The organism is Desulfacinum infernum DSM 9756 (genome assembly GCF_900129305.1).
Classification (GTDB): domain Bacteria; phylum Desulfobacterota; class Syntrophobacteria; order Syntrophobacterales; family DSM-9756; genus Desulfacinum; species Desulfacinum infernum.
Map to the genome: position 1 here is coordinate 48594 of NZ_FQVB01000023.1, position 23488 is coordinate 72081.

The window sequence follows — 23488 nt, forward strand, 5'->3', positions numbered from 1 at the left end:
CCTACAGCTCCCTGATTCCCCACTTCTTGCCTTGTCGAGCGCCGTCCCGGCCTTCCTCACGGAGGCATTATTCCCGGTTCGACACAGCACCGTCAGATCCAGCGGACCAGAACACTCCCCCACGTGAATCCCGCTCCGAAGGCCGACATCACCAGATAATCGCCCTTTTCCAGCGCGTTTTTTTCCACCACCGCCTCATAGAGGCACAGCGGAATGGTGGCTCCCGTGGTGTTGGCGTAGCGCTCGATATTGACCACCACACGGTCCATCTCCATTCCCATACGTTGAGCGCAGGCCTCGATGATCCGAAGGTTCGCCTGGTGGGGGATGAAAAGCTTCACATCCTTTCCCTCCAGGCCGTTTCTTTCCAAGATCTTTACGGAAACATCGGCCATTTCCGTCACGGCGAACTTGAAGACGCGTTTGCCCTCCTGATAGACGAAGTGTTCCCGGGCCTCCACCGTCTCGTGACTGGCCGGCTTGCGACTCCCTCCCGCCTTCATGTGCAGGTAGGGCTCGCCGGCACCGTCCACCCGCTGAATGAAGTCCAGAACCCCGTACCCCTCCTCTTCGCAGGGCTCCAGGAGCACGGCCCCCGCGGCGTCTCCGAACAACACGCAGGTGTTCCGGTCCGTGTAGTCGATGATGCTGCTCATCACATCCGCGCCGATCACAAGGACCTTGTCGTAGCGCCCGGACTCGATCATCTGCACGCCGGTGGTGAGCGAAAAGACGAATCCGGAGCATCCCGCGGAGAGATCGAATCCCCAGGCCCTGTCCGCCCCGATGCCCTTCTGCACCAGGCAAGCGGTGGACGGGAAGAACATGTCCGGAGTCACCGTCCCGACGATGATGGCGTCCACTTCCGAGGCTTCGACCCCGGCCCGGTCCAGGCACTCCCGGGCGGCCCGGATGGCCATATAGGAACAGCCCAGCCCAGGGTCCAGGATGCGCCGTTCGCGGATTCCCGTCCGGGTCATGATCCATTCGTCGGACGTGTCCACCATCTTTTCCAAATCCCGGTTTGTCAGCCTCCGTTCCGGGAGAAAGCGCCCCACGGAACGGATTCTGGCTCGTCGTGGTCTCATCTCGATCTTCCTTTCACATGACGCCCTTGTACCAGCCGCCGTCTATCTGGATGCTGGCTCCCGTGATGTAACCCGCCCTTTCGGACGCCAGGAAGGTGACCAGGGCGGCGAATTCTTCGGGGGTTCCCAGGCGCCCCATGGGAATCGTGGACTGCCAGCGGGCGATGATCTGCTCGGGCGTGGTTCCTTCCTTCTCAGCCGTGGCCACGGCCAGGCTCCGCACCCGCTCCGTCATGGTGTAGCCGGGGCAGACGTTGTTCACCGTGATGTTGTAGGGAGCCAGTTCGTTGGAGAGCGTCTTGGCCAGCCCCACCACGCCGGACCGTACGGTGTTGGACAAGATCAGGCCGTCGATGGGCTGCTTGACGGAGATGGAGGTCATGTTGATGATCCGCCCCCATTTCTTTTCCATCATGACGGGCACCGCTTCGCGGGTCATCAGGATGGTGCTCATGAGGTTCAGGCGGATGCCGAAATACCACATATCGTCATCCACCTCCAGGAAGGTGCGCGAGGGCGGCCCGCCGGCGTTGTTCACCAGGATGTCCACCGTACCGAAGTGTTCCAGGCCCTTGCGGACAAACCCCTTGGCCTGGTCAGAATCGGTCACGTCCGCCGGAACTCCGATGACCTCGGCTCCCGTGGCTTTACGGATCTCCTCCACCGCCTTGGGCAGCTCCGGATCGTCCAGGCCGCAGATGGCCACCCGGGCGCCTTCGCGGCAAAGCTCCATGGCAACGGCCTTGCCCAGGCCCTGGCTGGCCCCGGCCACAAAAGCCACCTTACCCTTGAGTCCCAAGTCCATAGACGCGCTCCTTTTTCTCTAGGGGGTTCAAACCCGTTTCCTCTTGCGGCGGCCACCGGTACAGACGCTCCATCTGCTCCGTGTAGCCGCCCTTCGAATCGTAGATGTAGAACGGGGGCGTCACGAGCACTTCCGGCCCGCCCCCCTTTCGGCACTCCATGTGGACGAGGCGCGCCGGTTCCCCCTCGCAGGAATGGATCATGGTGAGCTTCTTCGGGCGAAAACCGTGCCGGACCACGGCCGCCACCAGATCATCCAGCCGTGCGGCCGGGTAGATGATCGCCAGGCGGCCCCCGTCCCGCAACGCATGAGAAGCCCCGCGGCAGAAATCGTCCAGTTTTCCCAGCACTTCATGACGGGCGACCGCCTTTTGACGGTTCGGGTTGACGCGCCCGGAACGCGCCCTCCGGTATGGGGGATTGGATACCACCAGATCGAAGGTTCCCCCGGGGAACGCGGTCGGCACGTGACGCACGTCCATGGGGTGAATCACCACCTTCCCTTTTAGGCCGTTGAGCTCCGCGTTCGCCTTGGCAAGTTCCGCCAGATCCGACTGCACCTCCACGCCCTCCCAGGCGCACCCCTTCCCCTGGACCGCCAGGATGAGCAGCACCACGCCGCAGCCGGTTCCCAGGTCGAGAACCCGTTCCTGCGGCTGTGCGGAAGTCAGCCCCGCCAGGAGGACGGCGTCGATGGAAAAGCGGTAGCCCTCCCGGGGCTGGCACAGGATCAGCCTTCCGTCGAACAGGCTGTCCCGGGTCCATCCCTTGTCCGGTTCCATGGCACCTCACCCCACGGCCTCGCCGGGGTCGATGGGATGAATCAGCAGACCGCTGATCACCTTGGGGTGGAAATAGGTGGCTTTGTGGGGCATGGTGTTTCCCGAACTAGCCACATCCCGGACCTGGTCGATGCGGGTGGGATTGAGGAAGAAGGCCAGGGACACCCGGCCGTCCGCCACGTCCTGCAGGGCAGCCTGCACATCGTGGCTGAAGCGGATGTTGCCGGCATCGTGCAGGTATCCTTCGTCCAGGCCCAGAAGGCCCCGAAGGAGGACATGATCCACCGCCATCACGTCCAGATCCCAAAGCACCTCCGGAAATCCCTTCCGAGCCAGGAAATCCCGGAGCGCCTGTTTCCTTCCGCGCAGGAGATAGAAGCGATCGTGGCCGCGTATGGCCAGGCCCACGGCCGTTTCCCGTCGCGCGCCCGCATCCTCCAAGGCCCCGCGCCAGCGCTCCACGCCCGCATCGGTCCCATCGAAGGCCTCCACCCGGAAGTAGGGAGCCGGGTTGTCCAGCAGGCGCGTTCCCAGCGCCGGGTCCACATGGGGAAGAAGCCGATGGGTGGGCAGGATGGTCAGCCCCGGGTCGTCCATGGAGGAGAGGTAGACCAGTACATAATGGAAGGACGCATCGGTAGGGGCCTCCGGGTGACGGGCCCTCATCCAGTCCCTATAGGTCAGGGCGGTTTCGTAGCGATGGTGTCCGTCGGCGATGAAGATGTCCTTGTCGGCCAGGAAATCCTTTATCCGGCGAACCCGGTCGGCATCCGAGATCCTGTAAAGCCGATGGCCCATGCCGTTGTGATCCGAAAAGGAAGCACACGGAACACGATGGGCCTCGGAGCCCGTGATCTCATCCAGACTCCCCTCCGGATCGGCGTAAAGGGCAAAGATGGGACTCAACTGGGCGCTACAGGCCTTCATGAGCCGGAGACGTTCGTCCTTCACCCCCTGGAAGGTCTTCTCGTGGGGTCGGACGCAGCCACCGCACAACTCTTCCAGCCTCAGAAGGGCGAAAAAACCCTTCCGGGTTCTCCGCTCTCCCGAGACCTCATAGTCGAGTTCGTGGGGATAGATGCACGGATCGGCTTCCCGGATCAACACCCCTTGGGCCAGCCATTCCTTCAGGTAGGCGGCGGCCCGGGAATGGGCGTTCTCGTGCTCGTCGTCCCCAGGAAGGGTCTCCCCCAAATCGAGCCGAATCATGTTGAAGGGATGCTTCTGGTGAAAACGCTTCTGTTCCTCGACGCCGATCACGTCGTAGGGCGGGATGACCACCTGTCCCAGGTCCGCAATGAGCCGGGTATTGTAGCGCAGCGCGCGAAATGGAGCGATAACGGCCATGGAGGCAACATCCTTTCACACGGATTCGCGACAGCAAAACTTGTTTAATATTCGTCGAATAAGGTTTTCCGCATTGGTAGGGGACTCCCTACCATAGGCTCAGGGCGGAGGCAAGAAAGGACCGTGGCGGCCGTGGATCAGGTGAGAAAAGTCGAAGGCGGGAGAGGCGAGGCCATGGTAGTCGATCACCCATCGTCCCAGGTCCAACCAGGCCTCGCAGCCGTCGAGGACGGCGCGGTCGCTGGATGCCGCCACGCAATCCCGGCCACAAAGGTGCCTTTCCGGTACGGGCACCGCCCGCGCCGAGCCGTTCAAGCCCATTTCCTGGAGTCGCCTTTCGTACATGCCGGCCAATTCGCCGCTGCGGCTCATGGGGGAATCGAAATAGAAGGCGATCTCGCGGGGCGGAAAATCCCGCAGGGTTCGGCAGATGACCTCCACGGCCCTTTGCGTCGCAGGCCCGGGGCGAAAACGGGCGGACACCGCGGCGATATCGCGCAGGGCCCCGTCGTTGGCCGCCACAAGAGGGCGGCCCAGCAGGGCGCTTTCCACGGTGATGTGGACGTTGTGGCCGTCGACCGCCAGCCGGCGGCTTCTCCATGTGGCGCCCCGGACCTTCTTGGCCCGGCGCCGAAGCGCGGCTTCCTGGGAAAAGACGCCCCGGCCGAGGAGTTCACGGCCGGCCCGGGGCAGATCGTAGCGGTTTCCCACCCAGGTGATCGCCGAGGATCTGGGATAACCCCTGTTCAAGAGCGCAAAAAGATCCTCGGCCGCCTCATAGATGACCCGAAAATCTTCGTTCACGGGCACCTCTCAGGTGCGGACTCCGCATCGGCAACCACCAGGACCAGATCCCCCGGCGGGCCGCCCCAAGGGGAATCCTCACCGCGGCCGGCCATCCGTATCGTACCACCCACCGGTAGGCCGGGGGGAATTCTGATCATGAGCCTTTCCATACGTCCGCCGATCCGGTAGCGGATCTCTCTTTCGACGCCTTCCCGCCTTTCCCGTTCCGTGAGTGCCAGCTCGACCACGACGGGGGGCCCCTTCCTGCCCGCCGAACGCTTTCCCGGTACGGTTCTTCCAAGGGAAATCTCCCACGGACGGTTCCCTTGCTCCCTGCCGGCGGAGCGCCCTCCCAGCATCTCGAAAAGGATGTCGAACGGGTCGACGGACCGACGGACCACCCCTTTCCGATCCGCTCCACGGGAAGGAACATCCTCCGCCCTTTCCACGCGAACGGGAACGCTGCGGCCCACGGACCGGTCGTAGTCCTTCTTGCGGTCTGGATCTCCCAGCACCCGGTAGGCTTCGTTGATTTCCTTCAGTCGTTCTTCCGATTCCGGGCTTCCCTCGTTCCTGTCCGGATGGTGCTCGCGGGCAAGCCGACGATAGGCCCGCCGTATATCCTCACCGGAGGCGCTCCGAGGGACCCCGAGGATGCGGTAATAATCCTTGTGTCCCATCCGTGCCACCTCGTCTCTGACTTGTGCTGCCGACCACCCGTTTTTCCGGGCGTCCAAAAATCGTCACCCCTTCTCTCGCCCGAGAAAAGGGGTGTCATGGATTTGTATTGTTATTATAGCGCGGCTCGAGAACGACTAGAAACCCCGCGAAAAAGCCCCACGCCGTCAGGACGAAGCCTTGGACTGCTGGTACTTTTTCAGCTCCTCTTCGCGCAATTCCTTTCGCAAGATCTTGCCCACCATGGTCTTGGGCAGAGACTCGCGAATCTCCACCGCCTTGGGAACCTTGTAGGCGGCCAGCTTCGACTTGCAAAACGCGATGATCTCCTCCGGGGTCACCGTCTCGCCAGGTTTGGGCACCACGAACGCCTTCACCGTCTCCCCGCGGTACGGATCGGGAACCCCCACGGTGACCGCGTCCAGGACCTTGGGATGGGCGTAGAGCACCTCGTCGATCTCCCGGGGATAGATGTTGTAGCCGCCCGCGATGATCATGTCCTTCTTGCGGTCCACGATGAAGACGAAGCCGTCCTCGTCCATCTTGGCGATGTCGCCCGTATAGAGCCATCCATCCCTGAGCGTCTGGGCCGTCTCCTCGGGCATGTTCCAGTAGCCCGGCATGACCTGGGGTCCCTTGACCGTCAGTTCCCCCACTTCGCCCATGGGCACTTCGCTCACGCCGTCTTCCAGGCTGATGATGCGACAGTCCGTATCGGACACCGGGACTCCGATGGATCCCGTCTTGCGCAGGCCGCCGATGGGATTCACATGGGTCACCGGGCTCGCTTCCGAAAGACCATAGCCCTCGATGATCACCCCGCCCGTGATCTCCTCAAATTTCTTGAGGATCTCCACCGGCATGGGCGCCGAACCCGTGACGCAGTAGCGGATGGAAGACAGATCGTATTCCTTGATCTTGGGGTGGTTCACGATGGCCACGTAGATGGTGGGGACGCCGGGAAACAGCGTGGGCTTGGTCTTGTGGAGCGTCTTGAGCAGGCTTTCGATTTCGAAGCGGGGCAACAGAATGAGGGTGGCCCCGCTGTAGAGGGGTTGGTTCATGGCCACCGTCATCCCGAACACGTGAAAGAAGGGCAGAATGCCCAGCACGCGTTCCTTCCCCCACTGCAGATCGGGAAGCCAGCCGCAGATCTGAATCACGTTGGCCAGGATATTGGCATGGGTCAGCATCACGCCCTTGGAGACCCCCGTGGTACCCCCGGTGTACTGCAGCAGGGCCAGATCTTCCAGGGTGGCCGGGCAAGGGCTGGTGGACGGGGCGCTCGCCCGAAGGATCCGGGTGAAGTTGTAGACCCGGCGGTCGTCGTAGGGCACCGCGGTAAAGAGCTTATCCTTGCGGGCCTTGAGGGGATAGAGCCACTTGAGCGGGAACGGCAGGCATTCCCTCAGGCTGGTCACCACGATCTTGCGCACCCGGGTGGCCGCCGCGGCCTTGTCCACCTTCGGGTAGAGGTGATCCAGGGTGATCACCACCTCCGCTCCGGCGTCGTTCCATTGATGCTCCATCTCCCGTTCCACGTACATGGGATTGGTCATCACCGCCACGGCGCCCACATGTAAGGTGGCGTAGTAGGCCACCACCGTCTGCGGGCAGTTGGGAAGCATGATGGCCACCCGGTCCCCCTTTTTCACGCCCAGCTCGCTCAGAGCGGAAGCCATGCGGAGGATCTGGTCCCAGAGGGCCTTGTAGGTCAATTTGGCACCCATGAAGTAGGTGGCCACGTTGCCGGGATACTTGGCGACGGTCTGTTCCAGAAGAACCGGAAGCGGCTTATCCGGATAGTCCAGTTGGCGGGGAACCTTGGGGTGATAGTGGCGGTACCACGGGCGATCCATCCTTCCCTCCTTTGCCATGCTCCATAGGCGTTGATTCTGTCACCTTCTCCTCGTTGCGAACCACGCAACCCCTCGACATATAGAAAACCAGACTTAAAGCGACGTAAAGCGAAAAAGGATGGGGCAACACCGGCGGGAAGAGCGGGAGTGGGAGCGGGATGAGACGGTACTTCAGTTATCGCTTGGAGGCATCCGCGGTGTTCTCTACCTAACAGTCATGACGCCCCTTGCGCCATCCCACATGGATGAAAGAGTGGGGCGGCGCAAGGGCCTTTTGTGGGAGCGCCAGAAGGCGCGATTTTCTTTGCGTGACCGCGCGGCTCTTGAATGGCCGCCCACCCTCATCGCGGCTTGCGCCCCTCCTGCAAATGTTGTTTCGAAATCATGCTGGCAGCGCAACAACCCGAGAGCACGGTTCTTTCTCATGGGCAGGTCCTGAAGGGCGGGCGTAAATCCCGCCCCTGCAAAAAGGCACGGACCCCTTGGGTAGGGGTGGGGTTTATCCCCGCCCGCTAATCACGCGGTGCAAGAGACACTCGAAGAAAAAATCGCTCAGTTTAGGCTCGAATCTGTCGGAAGCAGGAGCGTGTTCGTTTGGGAATGAAACGTGTCACGGATTCCCGTGATGGAGTTCATGGGCCCGAGAGACCCGGTTCCGCGGGACGGAAGTCCCACGGAACCGGCAGAATACGAACCTCCTGCCAGCGGCCAAAGGAAACCCGCTTTCAAACAAGCTCCTCATCGAGAACGAGGGCGGCCTTCAGCAACAGGCCGCTCTCAGCAGGTGCTCTTCATCTTCCGGACCTCTTCCGTGAAGGCCGGGACAAACTTGAAGAGATCCTCCACCACGCCGTAGTCGGCCTTGGTGAAGATGGGCGCTTCCGGATCCTTGTTCACGGCCACGATGTACTTGGAAGATCCCATGCCGGCCAGGTGCTGGATGGCCCCGGAAATGCCCACGGCGATGTAGAGGTTGGGGTTCACCACCTTGCCCGTCTGGCCCACCTGGTCCGAATGGGGGCGCCAGCCGGCATCCACCGCGGCGCGGGACGCACCCACCGCCGCTCCCAGTTCCTTGGCCAGTTCCTCCAGAATAGCGAAATTTTCCGCCGCCTTCATGCCGCGACCGCCGGAAACGATGATTTCCGCCTCGGTCAGCTCCACTTTGCCGGACGTATCCAGGTCCACGCCGGTGGCCCGGGATCTGGCCTCGGGAATCTCCACGGGCACCGTTTCCACTTCGGCCTGCCGGGTGGCGTCCGCATCGCGGCAGTCCATCACATTGGGACGGCACGAAATCATGGGCAACGCCCCTTCCGCCCATTCGCACCAGGCCAGGCACTTGCCGGCGAAGATGGGCCGCTTGGCCTTGAGCGCTCCGTCTTCCACCACCACTTCCGTGCAGTCCTGCGCCAGGCCGGCTTCCAGGCGGGCCGCCAGGCGGGCGCTCAGGTCCTTTCCGTCCACGGACGCCGGGAGCAGCACGGCCGCCGGATCGGCCTGTTCAATGATGGAAGCGATGACGGGCACGTAGGTCTCCGCCACGTAGCTTTCCAGGGCCGGGTCATCGGCCACGAAGACCTTGTCCACCCCGTAGAAGCCCAGTTGGGCCGCCTTTTCGGTCACACCCGAGCCCACGGCGATGCCGTACAGGCTCACTCCCAAGGCATCGGCGATCTTTCGGCCCTCGCTGGCCACTTCATAGGACACTCGGCGGAAATCCCCGCCGCGGAATTCGGCAACAACAAAGACGCAATCGGCCATTTTCACTCTCCTTGTTCTTTGTGCTTCTTCGGATCCCGTCCGCAAAAGGCACGCGATTAGATGACCTTAGCTTCCTCGTGCAGGGCCCGGACCAGTTCCGCCGCCTTGCCCTCCGTGTCCAGCCCGTCGTCGATGATCCGGCCGGCTTGGCGTTCCGGGGGCATTTCCAGGGAGACAATGCGGATCTTGGCGGCTTCGGCGCCGCATTCCGCGGGATCCAGGCCCAGATCGGCCAGGGTCTTCACTTCCAGAGGTTTCTTCTTGGCCTTCATGATACCGGGCAGGGAAGCATAGCGGGGATTCCAGACCGCATGGGAACCGCCCATGGTCACCAGGGCCGGCAGGTCGGCTTCCAGGGTCACCTTGCCGCCCTCGATGGGACGTTCGATGGTCACCGTGGATCCATCACATTCCAGGGAGATGGCCAGGCCCAGATGAGGCCATTCCAGCAATTCCGCCACCATGGGGCCGCGCTGCGCCTGGTCGTAATCCACGGCTCGGGAGCCGCACAACACGATCTCCGGTTCCAATTCCTTGACCGCCGCCGCCAGCGCACGAGCCACACCCAGGCTGTCGGCGCCTTCCAGGGCCGGGTCGTCGATCAAAACCCCCTTGTCGGCCCCCATGGCCATGGCCGTCCGGATGGATTCCACCACGCGCTGCGGGCCGCAACTGACGATGGTGACCGTTCCGCCGTGCTTTTCCTTGAGGCGCAGAGCCGCTTCCACGGCAAACTCATCGTACGGGTTGATGATCCACTTGAGATCGTCCGTCACAATGGATTGTCCGTCGTTGGCGATGCGAATGACTGATTCCGTGTCGGGCGTTTGCTTGAGCAAGACTACAATGTTCACGGCATGTCCTCCTTTCCCCTTTTCACCTCAGGCCAGAGCGATGTTCCTGTGGAGAGGGCTTCCGGCCACCTCATAAAATGGGCATCCTACGGAAAAAACTCGTGCTGGGAACCCGTCCGGGACTGGTGCTTTTCCACGGGCAGCACCCTACATACACGAAGAGGAAAAGAAAAGCCAAGAAAAAAATGAATGATAGTTCATTCAGATTGGACCCAACTCCCCCCTTCCCTCCAACGTTTCAGATACACTAACAAAATGGACAGCGCCGCCGGGGTGATCCCCGGAATCCGGGACGCCTGCCCCAAAGACACGGGGCGCACGGCCGAGAGCTTCTGGCGCACTTCGTTGGAAAGCCCCGGCACCTCCTCGTAGGAAAACCCCTCCGGAATCCTGGTGCTTTCCAGGTTCTTGAACTTTTCCGCCTCCTGGCTCTGCCGGCGGAGGTAGCCCTCGTACTTGCACTCAATCTCCACCTGTTCCCGGACCCGGTGGGACAGGGGCGACGGCGGCGGAGCCAGGTGCGCGATGTCCTCGTAGGTGAGCTCCGGCCGTTTCAGCAGTCGATCCAGCGTGACCGCTTCTTCCAGGGGAGCGGATCCTCGCCCTGCCAGATATGCGTTGACCGCCTCGTCGGGGCGAAGGCGCGTGGCCTTGAGCCGTTCCAGTTCGGCGCGGATGGCGGCCCGCTTTTCCTTCAGTTCCTTGTAGGCGTCCCGGGAATGGAGTCCCAATTCGAATCCCTTTTCCAGCAGGCGCAGGTCGGCATTGTCTTCCCGAAGGAGCAGCCGGTATTCGGCCCTGGAGGTGAAGATCCGGTAGGGCTCGTTGGTTCCGCGGGTCACCAGATCATCCACCATCACGGCCATGTAGGCCTCGGACCGGTCCAACACGAAGGGGGGCCTTCCCTGGACCTTCAGCGCCGCGTTGATCCCCGCCCAGAGCCCCTGGGCGGCCGCTTCTTCGTAGCCGGACGTTCCGTTGATCTGCCCGGCCAGGTAAAGCCCTTCCACGCGTTTGGTCTCCAGGGTGGGCTTGAGCTGGGTGGGCTGAACGTAGTCGTACTCAATGGCATAGGCCGGCCGCATCACCTGGGCCTCCTCCAATCCCGGGATGGAATGGATCAGGTCCATTTGGATTTCGTAGGGCAGGGAATTGCCCGTCCCGCTGGCGTAGATCTCTTCCGTATCCAGCCCTTCGGGCTCCAGGATGATCTGGTGTTCCTCCTTGTGAGGAAACTTCATGACCTTGTCTTCCAGCGACGGGCAGTAGCGGGCCGACACCCCCTGGATGGTCCCGTTATAGAGGGGGGACAGGTGGATGTGGCGGCGAACCACCTCATGGGTCCGCGGGTGGGTCCGCCCCACGTAGCACGAGACCTGGGGAAGCTCGATGCGGTCCGTAAAGAGCGAAAACGGTCGGGGGTCCGGGTCGCCCTCCTGCTTCTGGAATTGGGAAAAATCGATGGATCTCCGGGCAATCCGCGCCGGGGTTCCGGTCTTCATGCGCCCCAGCTGGAACCCGAGCTGCTGCAGTTGGTCGGCCAGGGCGATGGAGGGGAATTCCCCCGCCCGGCCGGCCGGGATTCGGGTCCGGCCGATATGGATCAGGCCGTGCAGGAAGGTTCCGGTGGCCAGCACCACGGCGGCGGCCTCGTGGAAGACCCCCAGCTGATCCACGACGCCACGCACCCGGCCGCCTTCCACCACCAGGCGTTCCACCAGGGCCTGTTTGACCTCCAGATTCGCCTCCCTCTCCAAGACGTGCTTCATCAGGGTTCGGTACCGAACCTTGTCGTTCTGGGTCCGGGTGCCTCGAACCGCGGGCCCCTTCTTGGTGTTCAGGCGGCGGAACTGGATGGCGGTCCGGTCCGTAATGCGGGCCATCATGCCGCCCAGTGCGTCGATCTCCTTCACCAGGTGCCCCTTGCCGATCCCTCCCACGGAAGGAGAACAGGGCATGTGGGCCACGGTGTCCAGATAGATGCTCAGGAGCAGGGTCCCACATCCCATGCGGGCGGCCGCCAGAGCCGCTTCGCAGCCCGCATGCCCCGCTCCGATCACGATCACATCATAGGGTCCGTTCATCTTGGCTCGTTCCTCGATATGCGATAAGAATGCCCCGGGACCGCTCCCCGTCGTTCCGGCGGAAAGGGGCGGCCGGAGTGATGACGATTCACAAGGAAATGGAATCCATGCAGAAACCCTACAGGGACTACAGTTCCTATCTCCGGGGCCTGTTTGGCTGCCGGGTGCATAAGATCACCATCGACGCGGGACTCACCTGCCCCAACCGCGACGGCACGCTGGGAACCCGGGGATGCATCTACTGCAACGCCAGGGGATCCGGCACGGGAGCCTCCGCCCGAGGCGTCCCCATCGCCGAGCAGATCCGGAGCGCGAAATCTTATCTTGCCGCGCGCTACAAGGCCAGGAAATTTCTCGCCTATTTCCAATCCTTCACCAACACCTACGCGCCCCTCCCCAAGCTCCGGGACCTCTACGGCCAGGCCCTGTCGGACCCCGACGTGGTAGGACTCACCATCGGTACCCGTCCCGACTGCATCCCCGATCCGGTCCTGGACCACTTGCGGGAGTTGAGTCGACACCATTTGGTCTGGCTGGAATACGGCCTTCAGTCCGCCCACGACAAGACCCTGGAGATCATCGGAAGGGGCCACAGCGTGGCCCAGTTTTGCAACGCCGTGGAAAGAAGCCGAAGCCGTGGGCTCCCTGTCTGCGTCCACGTCATCCTGGGGCTTCCGGGGGAAACGCTGGAGGACATGCTGGAAACGGCCGACTTTCTGGCCCGCCTGGACATCCAGGGGGTGAAGATCCACCTGCTCTACGTGGTCCGAGGCACCAGACTCCACGAATGGTATTCCCAGGGGAGATACCGCTGCCTCAGCCGGGAAGAGTACGTGGAGGCTTGTGCCGCCTTTCTTTCCCGACTCCCGCCCCACGTGATCGTGCAACGGGTCACGGGAGACCCGCACCGGGATGAGCTGGTGGCGCCCTCCTGGGCCCTGGAAAAGCAAAAGAACCTGGCGGCTCTCCACCGATATATGGAAGATCACGGGCTGTACCAGGGAAGGTTCTGCTGACAGGATGCGCTACGGCAGATTAGGAACCCCATCGGCGTCCATTCGCGTTCATTGGCGGTTCTTTCTCGCATCAACACACGGGGAGCGTGATGGTCAGGAGCAGTTCTCTTTCCCCCGTCCGCTGCAGGCGGACCAGACCCCTGTGCTTGTGGATGATCATCTTGGCCAGGGGAAGGTCCAGCCGGCGCGTTTCGTCCAGGCGGCTGGTGAACGGATAGAAGAAGTGGTCGATATCGTCATCGGACACATGCAGGCCGCACGCCTTGATTTCCACAAGCACGGCGTTGGGAAGACCGTGGCTGTGGACCTCCAGGGATCCGCCTTCGGCCGGACAATAGCTCACCAGGGCCGTGACCAGAACTTCCAGGGACTTTTTCATCCATGCCGGGTCGATCATGAGCTGGGGGAGATCCGGCTGGAGTGAAGCGCCGGCGCGTATTGCCTTCTGATAAAAGGCGGAACGCAATTCCCCGAGGACTTCCTCGATGAGGGCGTTGATGTCGCTCCTTTGGAGGGCGACCTCCACCGGCTTGAGATAGGCCAGCACCTTTTCCAAAATCCCCTCCAGGCGGACGATCTCCTGGAAGATGATCTCGGCCTTGCGCCGGTTGGCATCGCCTTCCGGCAAACGGGTGAGAAGGCGTCGGGCAAAGCCTCCCGCCACGGCGATGGGATTCCGGATCTCGTGGGCCAGCCTGGCGGAAATTTCGCTGAGCGTCTTCAGCTCCTCCGTCTGGATGATCTGCTGCTGCAGCTGGTAGCGTTCGCTCACATCCACCAGGAATCCGTCCACCATCTGAACCCGGCCGTCGTCGCCCAGCACGGGAATGGCATGGTCCAGGACATGGACGGGCCGGCCGTCGCGATGGCGGACCCGGTATTCTTCCCGGTACTCCCGGCCCTCTTCCGTGCAGCGGTCCATGAGAGGCCAGATACGTTCCCGATCTTCCGGCCACACCTTCTCCTTCCAAAACCAGGAATCCTCCAGAACCTCGGAAGGGCTCACACCCAGAAGGTCCTCCACGAAGTGGTTCACATACACCGTGCGCCCCTGCACATCCACGCGATAGACCACCAGCGGCACCCGCTCCACCAGGCTCCGGTACTTTTCCTCCGACTCCCTCAGTTCCCGGGTCCGGGCCTGAACCTTCTCCTCCAGCGTGGCGGCGTAGAGCTTGATCTGCTCCCGGGACATTTCCAGGGACCGGAGCATGTCATCCAGGGCATCGGCCAGGGTTCCCAACTCCCCCGATGGTCTCACTTCCAGGGGGCGAACCTTTCGCCCCTCGCCGATCTCCCTTGCCAGTTGGATCATCCGGTCGATGGGCCGCGTGAAAAGGAAGCTGATGAGGTAGATGGCACCGATGGAAAGCACCATACCCACCAGCCCCAGCCCGATCATCCATTGCCTGTAGCGTGTGGCCTGGCGGACGGTTTCCCAGCGATCCACCCCCACCTCCACCAGGGCCGCGGGACGCCCCTGATAGTCGTTGACCACGCTGATCAAAAGGCAGTAGGGATGCCCCTCCATCTCCCGGTGGATGTGAACGTCGCGCCCCGTTTCGAGCACGGTTCTATACACCGGCTCGGTTCGCACGAAGGACTGAGCGAAGGTGGTGGCAACGGACCGGAAAGAAAGGGCGTCGTCATCCGATCCGGCGGGCATGAGCAGCGAGACACGTTCATCGGGCCTCAGGTGAAGCTCTTGGAGGATCTTGTTGGAAAGCGCAAAGCCGATCTCTACGGTTCCCACCATGGATCCCTTCCACAAGACGGGCACGACGCCGCGGATGCCATATCCGGTGGTTCCCTCTTCCAGGCCGTAGAAGGCCTTTCCCTGGCTCAACGCGTCCTGGATCTGCTTGCGGGCCGACCGCAAATCGTCTCCATATTGATAAAGACGATGCAGGCGAAGAAAGGAACGTCCGGGAACGACCTCGAAATGGAACTGCTGGATGCCGTGTTGGCGGTGCATGAAGAGATACGGTTCATAGCAAAGGGCGAGGAGCCGGGCGCGATCCCGTTCCGCCAGAGCCCGGGCCACCTCGGGATTTTTGGCGAAACCCGACGCCAGGGACACGGCCCAGCGGCCCCGCAAATCCAGCGTCTGGAAAAAGGCGCGCAGCAGGCTGTCCAGGCGCTGCTCCTCCTGCTGCCGGATCAAGGTATTTTGGCTGAGGATGGAGATCCAAACGAGGGAAGAGGTTCCGAAAAGAGCCAGGAGGATGAACGGGACGATCAGGCGGTATCGAAGCGGCAAGCCTTTCAGTCGTTCCAGAAAACGGGATGAACGCCGGTCTCTCTTCATGGAACCGCCCACGCTTCCCTTTGCCGGCCGGCTGTTCCCCCGGGAGGCCCTTAGCCCGGGGGTTGTTCGAAAACCCGCAGCTCGGTCAATCCCGCAAAACCTGCACCCGCCTCCAACGGGGAACGACCATCTGCCATTTACCTTCCATTCCTGGGAGTTGCTTAGAAATGACCCTCCGGATCAAAACGCCGGGGCATTTCGGTTTTCTTCGTAGCCGCGGGGCTTCAGCCCCGCGGGAAAGGGCCGTCCCCGCCTTATGAAGCAACAGAAGGTTCCCGACGGCCTGCCGGGGACTCTTCCGCAGCCCTAAAGGGCTGCGCTACGAGAAAAGCGTTCATCCCCGGCGTTTCGGGCAAGCTCTTGGATCACCGCGGGGCATGGCCCCGCCTTGAAGGAACATCCGGAATTTCGACGAGCCACGCTTCTTTCCCGTGGGGGCGGTTCGCGAACCGCCCCTCCCCAGGGGATCAATGCTCCTTGCAGGAGCGGCTGGATGCCCACCCGGCAGGACCTCACCAGGAAAGAGAATCGTCCAATTTCCATGCTACGCGGCCTTGTTCTGTTCTTGCGGGCGCGGCCTTATTGAGAGCGTGCTTCCGCAAACCGAAGGGCCTTTTCCAGGCGCCGCAACACGGTTTCCTTACCCAAGATGTCGATGATCTCAAAAAGACCGGGGCTGGCCGTCACCCCTGTAAGGGCCACCCGGACCGGCTGGGCGATCTTGCCGAGCTTCACTCCCAGATCCTCGGCCATCCGGCGGAAAGCCTTTTCCAGTTCCGCCTCTTCGAACCGCTCCAGGCCCTTCAGCGTCTCGATCAGCCTCTTCAGGGGCCCGGCCAGCTCCGGGGTCAAGAATTTCTCCGCCGCCTTGGGATCGTATTCCACGTCCTCCACCAGATAGAAAGCGGCGGCGTCGGCCATTTCCCGCAGAGTCCGGCACCTGGGCTGGAGTGTGGCCACGGCTCGCTCCAGGTAGTCGTCTCCGTGGTCCGGATAGCCCCGTTCGGTCAAGAAAGGCTTGAGGAGGCGGACGATCTCCCCGGCCGGTTTTTCCTTGATATAGTGGGCGTTCAGCCACAGGAGCTTTTCCTGGTCGAATACGCTGGCCGATGCCCCCACGCGATCCAGGTCGAATTTCTCGATCAGCTCTTCCCGGCTGAAAATCTCCTGGTCGCCGTAGGACCAACCCAAGCGAACCAGGTAGTTGACCAAGGCTTCGGGAAGGTAGCCCTGCTCCTTGTAGGCCATGACGGAAGTGGCCCCGTGCCTCTTGGAAAGCCGGGTGCGGTCCTGGCCCAGGATCATGGGCACGTGAGCAAACCGCGGCAGAGGCGCCTCCAGGGCCTGATAGATGAGGATCTGCCGGGGGGTGTTGTTCACGTGATCGTCGCCACGGATCACGTAATTTACGCTCATGGACACATCATCCACCACGACGGCGAAGTTGTAGGTGGGAAACCCGTCGCTTCGCTGCAGGACCAGGTCGTCCAGCTCGGCGTTGTCAAACTCGATGGAGCCCTTGATCAAATCGTTCAACACGGTGGTCCCGGCCTGAGGACATCGAAAGCGTACCACCCTCCCCGGTCCGGGCCCCAGTCCCTTATCCCGGCAGCGCCCGTCGTACTTGGGCTTCCTGCCGGCCTTGAGGGCCTCCTGGCGGCGCCGCTCCACATCCTCCGGTGAACAGTCGCAGTAGTAAGCAAGCCCCTTGTCGATGAGCCGCTGCAGGTACTCCCTGTAGACGTCGAGCCGTTCCGTCTGGTAATAGGGGCCCTCGTCCCAGTCCATGCCGAGCCACTCCATGGCGTCCAGAATGGCTCGCACCGACTCCTCGGTGGACCGTTCGCGATCGGTGTCCTCGATGCGTAATATGAATTTACCGCCGTGATGCCTGGCAAACAGCCAATTGAAGAGAGCCGTTCGGGCGCCTCCAATGTGCAGGTACCCGGTGGGGCTCGGGGCGAATCGGGTGATGATCTGTTCCATCTGTTTCCACTCCCTTTATATTTAGGTACATTATAGAGGGCTTGCGGCGCTGTCAAAGACGCAAACGAATAACACACCACAGGCCGAATCTCAAGAAGCCCGGACGACGGAGCGCCGAGTGGGAAACCTTGAGCACGCAAGGGATAAACGAAGGGAGGGGCGGGCTTTACGCCCGCCCTTCAGAACCTGTCCATGAGAAAGAATCATCCAATTCAGGTAGGTATCTGACGCATCGAGGAGGGGGGCATTGGAAAAAAAAGTCCGGAGCCGGAGGCTGGAAACGTGGGGCTGGATGCTCTTTGTGGGATCCGCCCTGTGTTTCGTCATTGCAGGATACCTTTCAGGAGACCCCTGGAGTCTGTCGGGAAGTCTTCTCTTTCTCGCCGCCTGTTTTTTCTTCCTGATCCCGCAATGGAAGAACCAGCCTTCGAGCCGCACTGAACGGGATTCGCAAAGTGCTTGACACGCCAAAGCCGATCCCTATACTCAACCATTTACTCGTGACGGCTAGGAGAAGGGATGAAGCTTCGAGTGGATGAGATTCCGGAGGCGGGGCGGTTTCTGCATCTCCATTGGACGCAGGAACGGCTGGAAAAGATGCTGCCGCCCAACGATCCCTCCGGTCTTCATTTAAGGAGACCGCTCAACGTGGATCTGGAGATCCAACGGCGGGCGGACCATCTGGAGGTCACCGGCACGATCGCGGGAATGGTTTGCCTCTTGTGCGATCGCTGCCTGGAGGACTATGATTGGCAGTTACGCCGCAGCGTTCGGATCCTCCTTTTCAGGGAGGACGCGGGCCCCAGCGACGAAGAGGTGGAGCTGGACCCCGAGGAAATGGAATACGAGTTTTTCGATGGGGAGATCCTGGAGATCGACCGCATGATCGCCGAAGAGATCTTTTTGGAACTTCCCTTCCGGAGCTTGTGTTTCGAGGAATGCAAGGGGCTGTGCCCCGGGTGCGGCGCCAATCTGAACACCGAGTCCTGCGCGTGCACGCGGCGGGATGCCGGAAGTCCCTTTGCACGTTTGGCGACGCTCGATCTTAAAGGGTCCTCCTGACAACGGGGCCGGAACCGGCTTATCCGATCATGGAATCGAGGACGATCACACTGCACATCGACGAGGAGAAACGACCATGGCTGTTCCCAAGAGAAGGACATCGAAGGCGAGACGAGACAAGAGGCGGAGCCACAAGCATCTGACGGCCCCTTCCTTTTCCCAATGCCCCCAGTGCCACGAACTTCGGCTTCCGCACCGTGTGTGCCCGACCTGCGGCTACTACAACGGGCGCCCCGTTCTGGAAGTGGAAGAAGTCTAGCGGTCCCTGGAGCGGTGCTCCCTTGAAGGACTGGGCGGATGATCATTGCCTTGGACGCCATGGGAGGCGATGCGGCCCCTGACGAGGTGGTACGTGGGGCCTACCTGGCACTCGAACGTTCATCCGCCCGCATTCTGCTGATCGGTGACGAAGAGAAGATTCACCGCTGTCTTTCCGTTGGACCGCATCCGCCGGCCTTGGACATCCTCCATGCCCCCCACGCGGTGGGCATGGGGGAGATCGGTCCGTTGGCTCTCCGCAAGAAGAAACCATCATCGCTGTCCGTCGCCATCCAGCAGCTCGCACAGGGCTCCGTGGATGCCGTCGTCAGTGCGGGAAACAGCGCCGCCATCGTGGCCACGGCCACCCACACACTGGGGCTGTTGCAAGGAGTCAAGAGGCCGGCGCTGGCGGCGGCCGTTCCCTCTCTCCACGGACATGTCCTGCTCGCGGATGCCGGTGCCCATACCCAATCGAACAGCCTGCACCTGGCTCAGACACTCTGCCTGACCCTCTCCTACCTCAGGCGGAGGTTCGGGGCGGAGCATCCCCGGGTGGGTCTGCTCAACGTGGGGCGCGAATCCACCAAGGGACCCAAGGTCATCCGGGACGCGGCAGCCCTGTTGACCCAGGCGTCCGTGCCCTTTGAGGGATTCGTGGAGCCCCATGAGATCTTTTCCGGGGAGGTGGACGCGGTCGTCTGCGACGGGTTCCTGGGAAATGCGCTGTTGAAGCTTCTCGAGGGCGTTGGAGAAGCCCTGCGTGTGTCCCGCACGGCAGCCGTCGGAGGCAAGCACGGGAGTTGGGCGTCCCGGCTGGCGGGAGCAGAGCTCTCGGCGGCCCCACTCTTGGGGTTGGGAAAACCGGTCCTGGTGGCCCATGGCAGGTCCCGGGCGAAGGAAGTGGCCAACGCCGTTCTGGCAGCCGAAAAGTTGGTGGAATCGGCCGTTCTGCAAATGATGGCGGAAGACACGGAGTTGATCGAGCGCCTTGCGGCTTTGCGCAGTCAGGACGCCCTGTGGCGCCTGGGCCGCTGGAGCCGCCGATGGCGAAAAACCCTTTCAAAGGCTGAAACGGATAAGGGAGGTGGGCCTTGAATTACTTTCTGAGCGAAGAACAGAAGATGATCCAGGAGCTGGCCGAGCAGATCGCGCGGGAGAAGGTCCGCCCGGTGCGGGCCCAATTGGACGAAGCCGAAGAGTTTCCCACGGAGCTCATGGAGATCCTGGCCCAGTCGGACCTTTTCGGCGTCTACATTCCGGAAGAATACGGCGGGCTGGGAGGCGGCATCCTGGAAAACTGCCTGGCCGTGGAGCAGCTGGCCCGAGCCTGCATCGGGGTGGCCACCTCCTTTGCCGCCAGCGGCCTGGGCGCCTACCCCATCCTGCTTTACGGCAGTGAGGAGCAGAAGGCCGCCTACCTTCCCGACATCGCCGCCGGCAGGCGCCTGGCCGCCTTTGCGGTCACCGAGTCGGGAGCGGGCAGCGACGTGACGGCCATCAAGACCACGGCGGTGAAAGACGGCGACCACTATATCCTCAACGGCACCAAACAGTGGATCACCAACGGCGGCGAGGCCGACATCTACAGCGTACTGGCCGTGACCGACAAGACCAAGGGTCCTCGGGGCGCCAGTTTCTTCATCGTGGAGAAGGGCGACCCCGGGTTCAGCTTCGGCAAGAAGGAAAAGAAGCTGGGCATCCGCGCTTCGGCCACCCGGGAGCTGGTCTTCCAGGATTGCCGAATCCCCAAGGAACGGCTCATCGCCAAGGAGGGCATGGGCTTCATCATTGCCATGAAGACCTTCGATAAATCCCGGCCCGGCATCGGCGCCCTGGGAGTGGGCCTGGCTCAAGGCGCCCTGGACATCGCCGTGGAATACGCCCGAAAGAGAATCCAGTTCGGCAAGCCCATCATCAGCTTCCAGGCCGTGCAGCACAAGCTGGCCGACATGGCCACCAAGACCGAAGCGGCCCGCGCCCTCATCTATTGCGCCGCCCGCCACATGGACACCAACCCGCCGGACGCCAGCAAGGTGGCGGCCATGTGCAAGGTCTTCGCCAGCGACGTGGCCATGGAAGTGACCACCGAAGCGGTCCAGATCCTCGGCGGCTACGGCTACATGCGCGACTACCCGGTGGAGAAGATGTTCCGCGACGCCAAGATCCTCCAGATCTATGAGGGCACCAACGAAATCCAGCGAAACATCATCGGTCAGGAGCTGAACAAGGAATACGGCCGGATCAAGGAGACCTTCTTCTAGGCTCCACGGAATGTCCGCGTGCTTCTGACCTCCGAGACAAGGGAAGATCCGTCATGAAGATCGTGGTGTGCATCAAGCAAGTCCCCGATGCGAAAAACGTGCGCATCGACCCCAACACCCACACCCTGGTGCGCCAGGGCGTGGAGTCCATCATCAATCCGTTCGACCTGTTCGCCGTGGAGGCCGCCCTGCGCCTCAAGGACCGTCACGGCGCCCACGTGACGGCCGTCACCATGGGGCCTCCCCAGGCGGAAGAGGCTCTCCGGGACGTGCTGGGCCGCGGCGTGGACGATGCCGTCCTCCTGAGCGACCGCGCCTTCGCCGGCGCCGACACCTGGGCCACGGCCACGGCCCTGGCGGCCGCCATCCGAAAGATCGGTGACGTCTCCCTCATCTTCTGCGGCAAGCAGGCCATCGACGGCGACACCGCCCAGGTGGGTCCCGAACTGGCCACCATCCTGGACATTCCCTACGCCACTTTCGTCAAGGAGCTGGATCTGGACGGGCCGGACCATCTGAAGGTGGTGCGCCGCACGGACGAAGGGACCGAGATCTGGCGGCTTCCCATGCCCGCGCTGATCACCGTCCTTCGGGAAGTGGGAGATCCCCGGGTGCCGTCGCTCAAGCACAAGATGCGGGCGAAGAAGGCCTCCATCCCCGTTTGGGGCATTCGGGACGTGGGCCTGGAAGAGGACCGGGTGGGTCTGAGCGGGTCCTACACCCAGGTGGTGCGTGTCTTCAGCCCGCCGCGGCGCTCCGACCGGGTGATGCTCCAGGGGTCCGTGGAAGAACAGGTGGAACAGCTTTATCGATACCTCAAGGAAGCCAAGGTGCCCGGCTTATGAAAGCGCTGATCGACCCTCAAAAATGTACGGTTTGTGGTGTCTGCGAAGACGTCTGCCCGGTGGGAGCCATCTCCGTCAGCGAAACGGCCGCCGTCGTCTCCGATGACTGCACCCTGTGCGGCATGTGCGTGGACACCTGCGAGTTCGGAGCCATCTCTCTGCCCGAGGTGGGCACCGGCCCCAAAGACGATCTCAGTGCCTACCGCGGCATCTGGGTCTTCGCCGAATGGCGCCAGGGAGCGATCCATCGGGTGAGTTTCGAGCTCCTGAGCGCGGCCCGGAAGCTGGCGGACAAGAAGGGCGTTCCGTGTGCGGCGGTGCTTCTGGGGTCCGACCTGGACGGAGTCGCCCCTTCCCTTCTGGAATACGGCGCGGACACGGTCTACGTGATCGACCATCCCAACCTGGCCGCCTTCACCGATGAGGCCTACGCCGACAGCCTGGTGGCCCTGGTTCGGGAAAAGAAGCCGGAGATCCTCCTGGCCGGCGCCACCACCATGGGCCGGTCCTTCATCCCTCGGGTCGCCGCCCTGCTCCAGACGGGTCTTACGGCCGATTGCACCGATCTGGACATCAGCGAAGACGGCCTTCTGCTCCAGACCCGGCCCGCCTTCGGCGGCAACGTGATGGCCACCATCATCTGCCCCAACAGCCGCCCGCAGATGGCCACCGTTCGGCCCCGGGTCATGCGGCCGGAAAAGGATGCCCGAAACGGCCGCATCGAAAAGGTGGACCTTCCCGAAGAGGTCTTCCGGAGCCGCGTGGAAGTGCTGGAAGTGATTCCCGAAGAGGACACCACGGCCAGGCTGAGCGAGGCGGAGGTGATCATCTCCGGAGGCCGAGGCCTTCAGAAGGCGGAAAACTTCCGGCTGGTGGAGGAGCTGGCCCAGCTCATGAAAGGCGCCGTAGGCGCCTCTCGCAGTGCGGTGGAGGAAGGCTGGGCGCCCCCGTCCCACCAGGTGGGTCAGACCGGACAGACCGTGGCCCCCACCCTTTACATGGCCGTGGGCATCTCGGGAGCCATCCAGCACATTGTGGGCATGCAGGGCTCCAAGGTCATCGTGGCCGTCAACAAGGACCCGGAGGCGCCCATCTTCGACGTGGCTTCCTGCGGAGTGGTGGCCGATCTTTTCGAATTCATCCCGGCCTTCATCCAGCGACTGAAAAAAGAAGGCTGAACGAAGCGTTTTTTTGTCGGACTTGTCCATCTCCACACGAGGACCGGGCGGGGATAAACCCCGCCCCTACCCAATGGGCTCGTGCGTTTTTGTAGGGGCGGGCTTTACGCCCGCCCTTCAGGACCTGTCCATGAGAAGGAATCGTCCAATTAATATGAAAGAACTGTACTTTCGGTATCTTGCAGGAGCATCGGGAGCTCCAATCAACACCTAACAGGTGCGGCATCACCTGTGGGAGCACCATCACCTGTGGGAGCGGCGAAAGCCGCGAAAGGGATGGCCAGCCGTTCCGTGGCGTTGCAGCCGGCCGTTCCGTGGCGTTGCGGCCACCACCCCATCGCGCCTTGCGGCGCTCCCACAAAGACTCCTTGCCCGGCCGGTTCTTTCATCTGTGCGGGGTGGCGCAAGGGGGACCATGACCGTTAATATGAAAGAACTGTGTTTTCGATCCCTTGTAGGAGCGGCCTTGGCCGCGATTGGGATCGCCGGCAAGCCGGCGCCTACAGAAAGGACTCTCCCTTGACG

Annotated in this window: 20 protein-coding genes; 8 read left to right on the forward strand and 12 right to left on the reverse strand. The window is 62.4% G+C overall.

Annotation, left to right across the window (positions count from 1 at the left end):
• Window positions 1-92: 92 nt before the first annotated feature.
• The 10 genes from BUB04_RS12050 to mnmG all read right to left on the reverse strand — a co-directional run bounded on the left by BUB04_RS12050 (window position 93) and on the right by mnmG (window position 12046).
• Window positions 93-1088, reverse strand: coding sequence for a beta-ketoacyl-ACP synthase III (locus BUB04_RS12050; RefSeq protein ID WP_073039828.1), 996 nt, complete (start codon window positions 1086-1088; stop codon window positions 93-95).
• Window positions 1089-1101: 13 nt separating this feature from the next.
• Window positions 1102-1893 carry an SDR family oxidoreductase gene (locus BUB04_RS12055; protein ID WP_073039830.1) on the reverse strand — a complete coding sequence of 264 codons (792 nt, stop codon included), beginning with the start codon at window positions 1891-1893 and terminating at the stop codon, window positions 1102-1104.
• Window positions 1871-2674 carry a tRNA1(Val) (adenine(37)-N6)-methyltransferase gene (locus BUB04_RS12060; protein ID WP_073039832.1) on the reverse strand — a complete coding sequence of 268 codons (804 nt, stop codon included), beginning with the start codon at window positions 2672-2674 and terminating at the stop codon, window positions 1871-1873. Before BUB04_RS12060 ends, BUB04_RS12055 begins: the two co-directional genes overlap by 23 nt.
• A gap of 6 nt (window positions 2675-2680) precedes the next feature.
• On the reverse strand, window positions 2681-4021 hold the full coding sequence (locus tag BUB04_RS12065) for a DUF1015 domain-containing protein (RefSeq protein ID WP_073039834.1): 1341 nt from the start codon (window positions 4019-4021) through the stop codon (window positions 2681-2683).
• Window positions 4022-4120: 99 nt separating this feature from the next.
• On the reverse strand, window positions 4121-4825 hold the full coding sequence (locus tag BUB04_RS12070; RefSeq protein WP_178371979.1) for a DUF434 domain-containing protein: 705 nt from the start codon (window positions 4823-4825) through the stop codon (window positions 4121-4123).
• Window positions 4822-5487, reverse strand: coding sequence for a J domain-containing protein (locus tag BUB04_RS12075; protein ID WP_073039838.1), 666 nt, complete (start codon window positions 5485-5487; stop codon window positions 4822-4824). Before BUB04_RS12075 ends, BUB04_RS12070 begins: the two co-directional genes overlap by 4 nt.
• Before the next feature lie 165 nt (window positions 5488-5652).
• Window positions 5653-7344, reverse strand: coding sequence for a long-chain-fatty-acid--CoA ligase (locus tag BUB04_RS12080; protein WP_073039840.1), 1692 nt, complete (start codon window positions 7342-7344; stop codon window positions 5653-5655).
• Window positions 7345-8121: 777 nt separating this feature from the next.
• Entirely contained in the window at window positions 8122-9108 is a 987-nt protein-coding gene (locus BUB04_RS12085; protein ID WP_073039842.1) for an electron transfer flavoprotein subunit alpha/FixB family protein, read from the reverse strand.
• Between the two features lie 56 nt (window positions 9109-9164).
• On the reverse strand, window positions 9165-9962 hold the full coding sequence (locus BUB04_RS12090; protein ID WP_073039844.1) for an electron transfer flavoprotein subunit beta/FixA family protein: 798 nt from the start codon (window positions 9960-9962) through the stop codon (window positions 9165-9167).
• A 197-nt stretch (window positions 9963-10159) separates the two neighbouring features.
• Window positions 10160-12046, reverse strand: a complete 1887-nt coding sequence (gene mnmG / locus BUB04_RS12095) for a tRNA uridine-5-carboxymethylaminomethyl(34) synthesis enzyme MnmG (RefSeq protein WP_073039846.1) — start codon at window positions 12044-12046, stop codon at window positions 10160-10162.
• A gap of 107 nt (window positions 12047-12153) precedes the next feature.
• Between mnmG and mnmL the strand changes: the two genes are divergently transcribed.
• Window positions 12154-13062: a tRNA modification radical SAM protein MnmL/YtqA gene (gene mnmL / locus BUB04_RS12100; RefSeq protein ID WP_143156465.1), complete on the forward strand. Its 909-nt coding sequence runs from the start codon at window positions 12154-12156 to the stop codon at window positions 13060-13062.
• Between the two features lie 70 nt (window positions 13063-13132).
• On the opposite strand, the gene BUB04_RS12105 is transcribed toward mnmL, so the two are convergent.
• Together BUB04_RS12105 and gltX are read right to left on the reverse strand one after the other, a co-directional pair.
• Window positions 13133-15370, reverse strand: coding sequence for a cache domain-containing protein (locus tag BUB04_RS12105; protein WP_073039850.1), 2238 nt, complete (start codon window positions 15368-15370; stop codon window positions 13133-13135).
• 579 nt (window positions 15371-15949) lie between these two features.
• On the reverse strand, window positions 15950-17356 hold the full coding sequence (gene gltX, locus BUB04_RS12110; RefSeq protein ID WP_073039852.1) for a glutamate--tRNA ligase: 1407 nt from the start codon (window positions 17354-17356) through the stop codon (window positions 15950-15952).
• Window positions 17357-17603: 247 nt separating this feature from the next.
• Here gltX and BUB04_RS12115 point away from each other — a divergent pair, with 247 nt between their 5' ends.
• The 7 genes from BUB04_RS12115 to BUB04_RS12145 all read left to right on the forward strand — a co-directional run bounded on the left by BUB04_RS12115 (window position 17604) and on the right by BUB04_RS12145 (window position 22963).
• Window positions 17604-17819: a hypothetical protein gene (locus BUB04_RS12115; protein WP_073039854.1), complete on the forward strand. Its 216-nt coding sequence runs from the start codon at window positions 17604-17606 to the stop codon at window positions 17817-17819.
• 56 nt (window positions 17820-17875) lie between these two features.
• The gene (locus tag BUB04_RS12120; protein WP_073039856.1) at window positions 17876-18418 is read left to right on the forward strand and encodes a YceD family protein; all 543 of its coding nucleotides are present in this window, start codon (window positions 17876-17878) and stop codon (window positions 18416-18418) included.
• Window positions 18419-18494: 76 nt separating this feature from the next.
• Window positions 18495-18677 carry a 50S ribosomal protein L32 gene (rpmF, locus tag BUB04_RS12125; protein ID WP_073039858.1) on the forward strand — a complete coding sequence of 61 codons (183 nt, stop codon included), beginning with the start codon at window positions 18495-18497 and terminating at the stop codon, window positions 18675-18677.
• A 38-nt stretch (window positions 18678-18715) separates the two neighbouring features.
• Entirely contained in the window at window positions 18716-19774 is a 1059-nt protein-coding gene (locus BUB04_RS12130) for a phosphate acyltransferase (protein ID WP_073039860.1), read from the forward strand.
• Window positions 19771-20940, forward strand: coding sequence for an acyl-CoA dehydrogenase family protein (locus BUB04_RS12135; protein WP_073039863.1), 1170 nt, complete (start codon window positions 19771-19773; stop codon window positions 20938-20940). Before BUB04_RS12130 ends, BUB04_RS12135 begins: the two co-directional genes overlap by 4 nt.
• Window positions 20941-20993: 53 nt before the next feature.
• Window positions 20994-21785 (forward strand): electron transfer flavoprotein subunit beta/FixA family protein, encoded by a 792-nt coding sequence (locus BUB04_RS12140; RefSeq protein WP_073039865.1) that lies wholly within the window; start codon window positions 20994-20996, stop codon window positions 21783-21785.
• Window positions 21782-22963, forward strand: a complete 1182-nt coding sequence (locus BUB04_RS12145; RefSeq protein ID WP_073039867.1) for an electron transfer flavoprotein subunit alpha — start codon at window positions 21782-21784, stop codon at window positions 22961-22963. Before BUB04_RS12140 ends, BUB04_RS12145 begins: the two co-directional genes overlap by 4 nt.
• Window positions 22964-23488 lie beyond the last annotated feature (525 nt).

Bases quoted from the DNA above. Each gene is read 5' to 3' on its own strand.
- BUB04_RS12050 (WP_073039828.1), bottom strand. From the start codon at position 1,088: ATGAGACCACGACGAGCCAGAATCCGTTCCGTGGGGCGCTTTCTCCCG.
- BUB04_RS12055 (WP_073039830.1), bottom strand. From the start codon at position 1,893: ATGGACTTGGGACTCAAGGGTAAGGTGGCTTTTGTGGCCGGGGCCAGC.
- BUB04_RS12060 (WP_073039832.1), bottom strand. From the start codon at position 2,674: ATGGAACCGGACAAGGGATGGACCCGGGACAGCCTGTTCGACGGAAGG.
- BUB04_RS12065 (WP_073039834.1), bottom strand. From the start codon at position 4,021: ATGGCCGTTATCGCTCCATTTCGCGCGCTGCGCTACAATACCCGGCTC.
- BUB04_RS12075 (WP_073039838.1), bottom strand. From the start codon at position 5,487: ATGGGACACAAGGATTATTACCGCATCCTCGGGGTCCCTCGGAGCGCC.
- BUB04_RS12080 (WP_073039840.1), bottom strand. From the start codon at position 7,344: ATGGATCGCCCGTGGTACCGCCACTATCACCCCAAGGTTCCCCGCCAA.
- BUB04_RS12085 (WP_073039842.1), bottom strand. From the start codon at position 9,108: ATGGCCGATTGCGTCTTTGTTGTTGCCGAATTCCGCGGCGGGGATTTC.
- mnmG (WP_073039846.1), bottom strand. From the start codon at position 12,046: ATGAACGGACCCTATGATGTGATCGTGATCGGAGCGGGGCATGCGGGC.
- mnmL (WP_143156465.1), top strand. From the start codon at position 12,154: ATGCAGAAACCCTACAGGGACTACAGTTCCTATCTCCGGGGCCTGTTT.
- BUB04_RS12105 (WP_073039850.1), bottom strand. From the start codon at position 15,370: ATGAAGAGAGACCGGCGTTCATCCCGTTTTCTGGAACGACTGAAAGGC.
- gltX (WP_073039852.1), bottom strand. From the start codon at position 17,356: ATGGAACAGATCATCACCCGATTCGCCCCGAGCCCCACCGGGTACCTG.
- BUB04_RS12120 (WP_073039856.1), top strand. From the start codon at position 17,876: ATGAAGCTTCGAGTGGATGAGATTCCGGAGGCGGGGCGGTTTCTGCAT.
- rpmF (WP_073039858.1), top strand. From the start codon at position 18,495: ATGGCTGTTCCCAAGAGAAGGACATCGAAGGCGAGACGAGACAAGAGG.
- BUB04_RS12130 (WP_073039860.1), top strand. From the start codon at position 18,716: ATGATCATTGCCTTGGACGCCATGGGAGGCGATGCGGCCCCTGACGAG.
- BUB04_RS12140 (WP_073039865.1), top strand. From the start codon at position 20,994: ATGAAGATCGTGGTGTGCATCAAGCAAGTCCCCGATGCGAAAAACGTG.
- BUB04_RS12145 (WP_073039867.1), top strand. From the start codon at position 21,782: ATGAAAGCGCTGATCGACCCTCAAAAATGTACGGTTTGTGGTGTCTGC.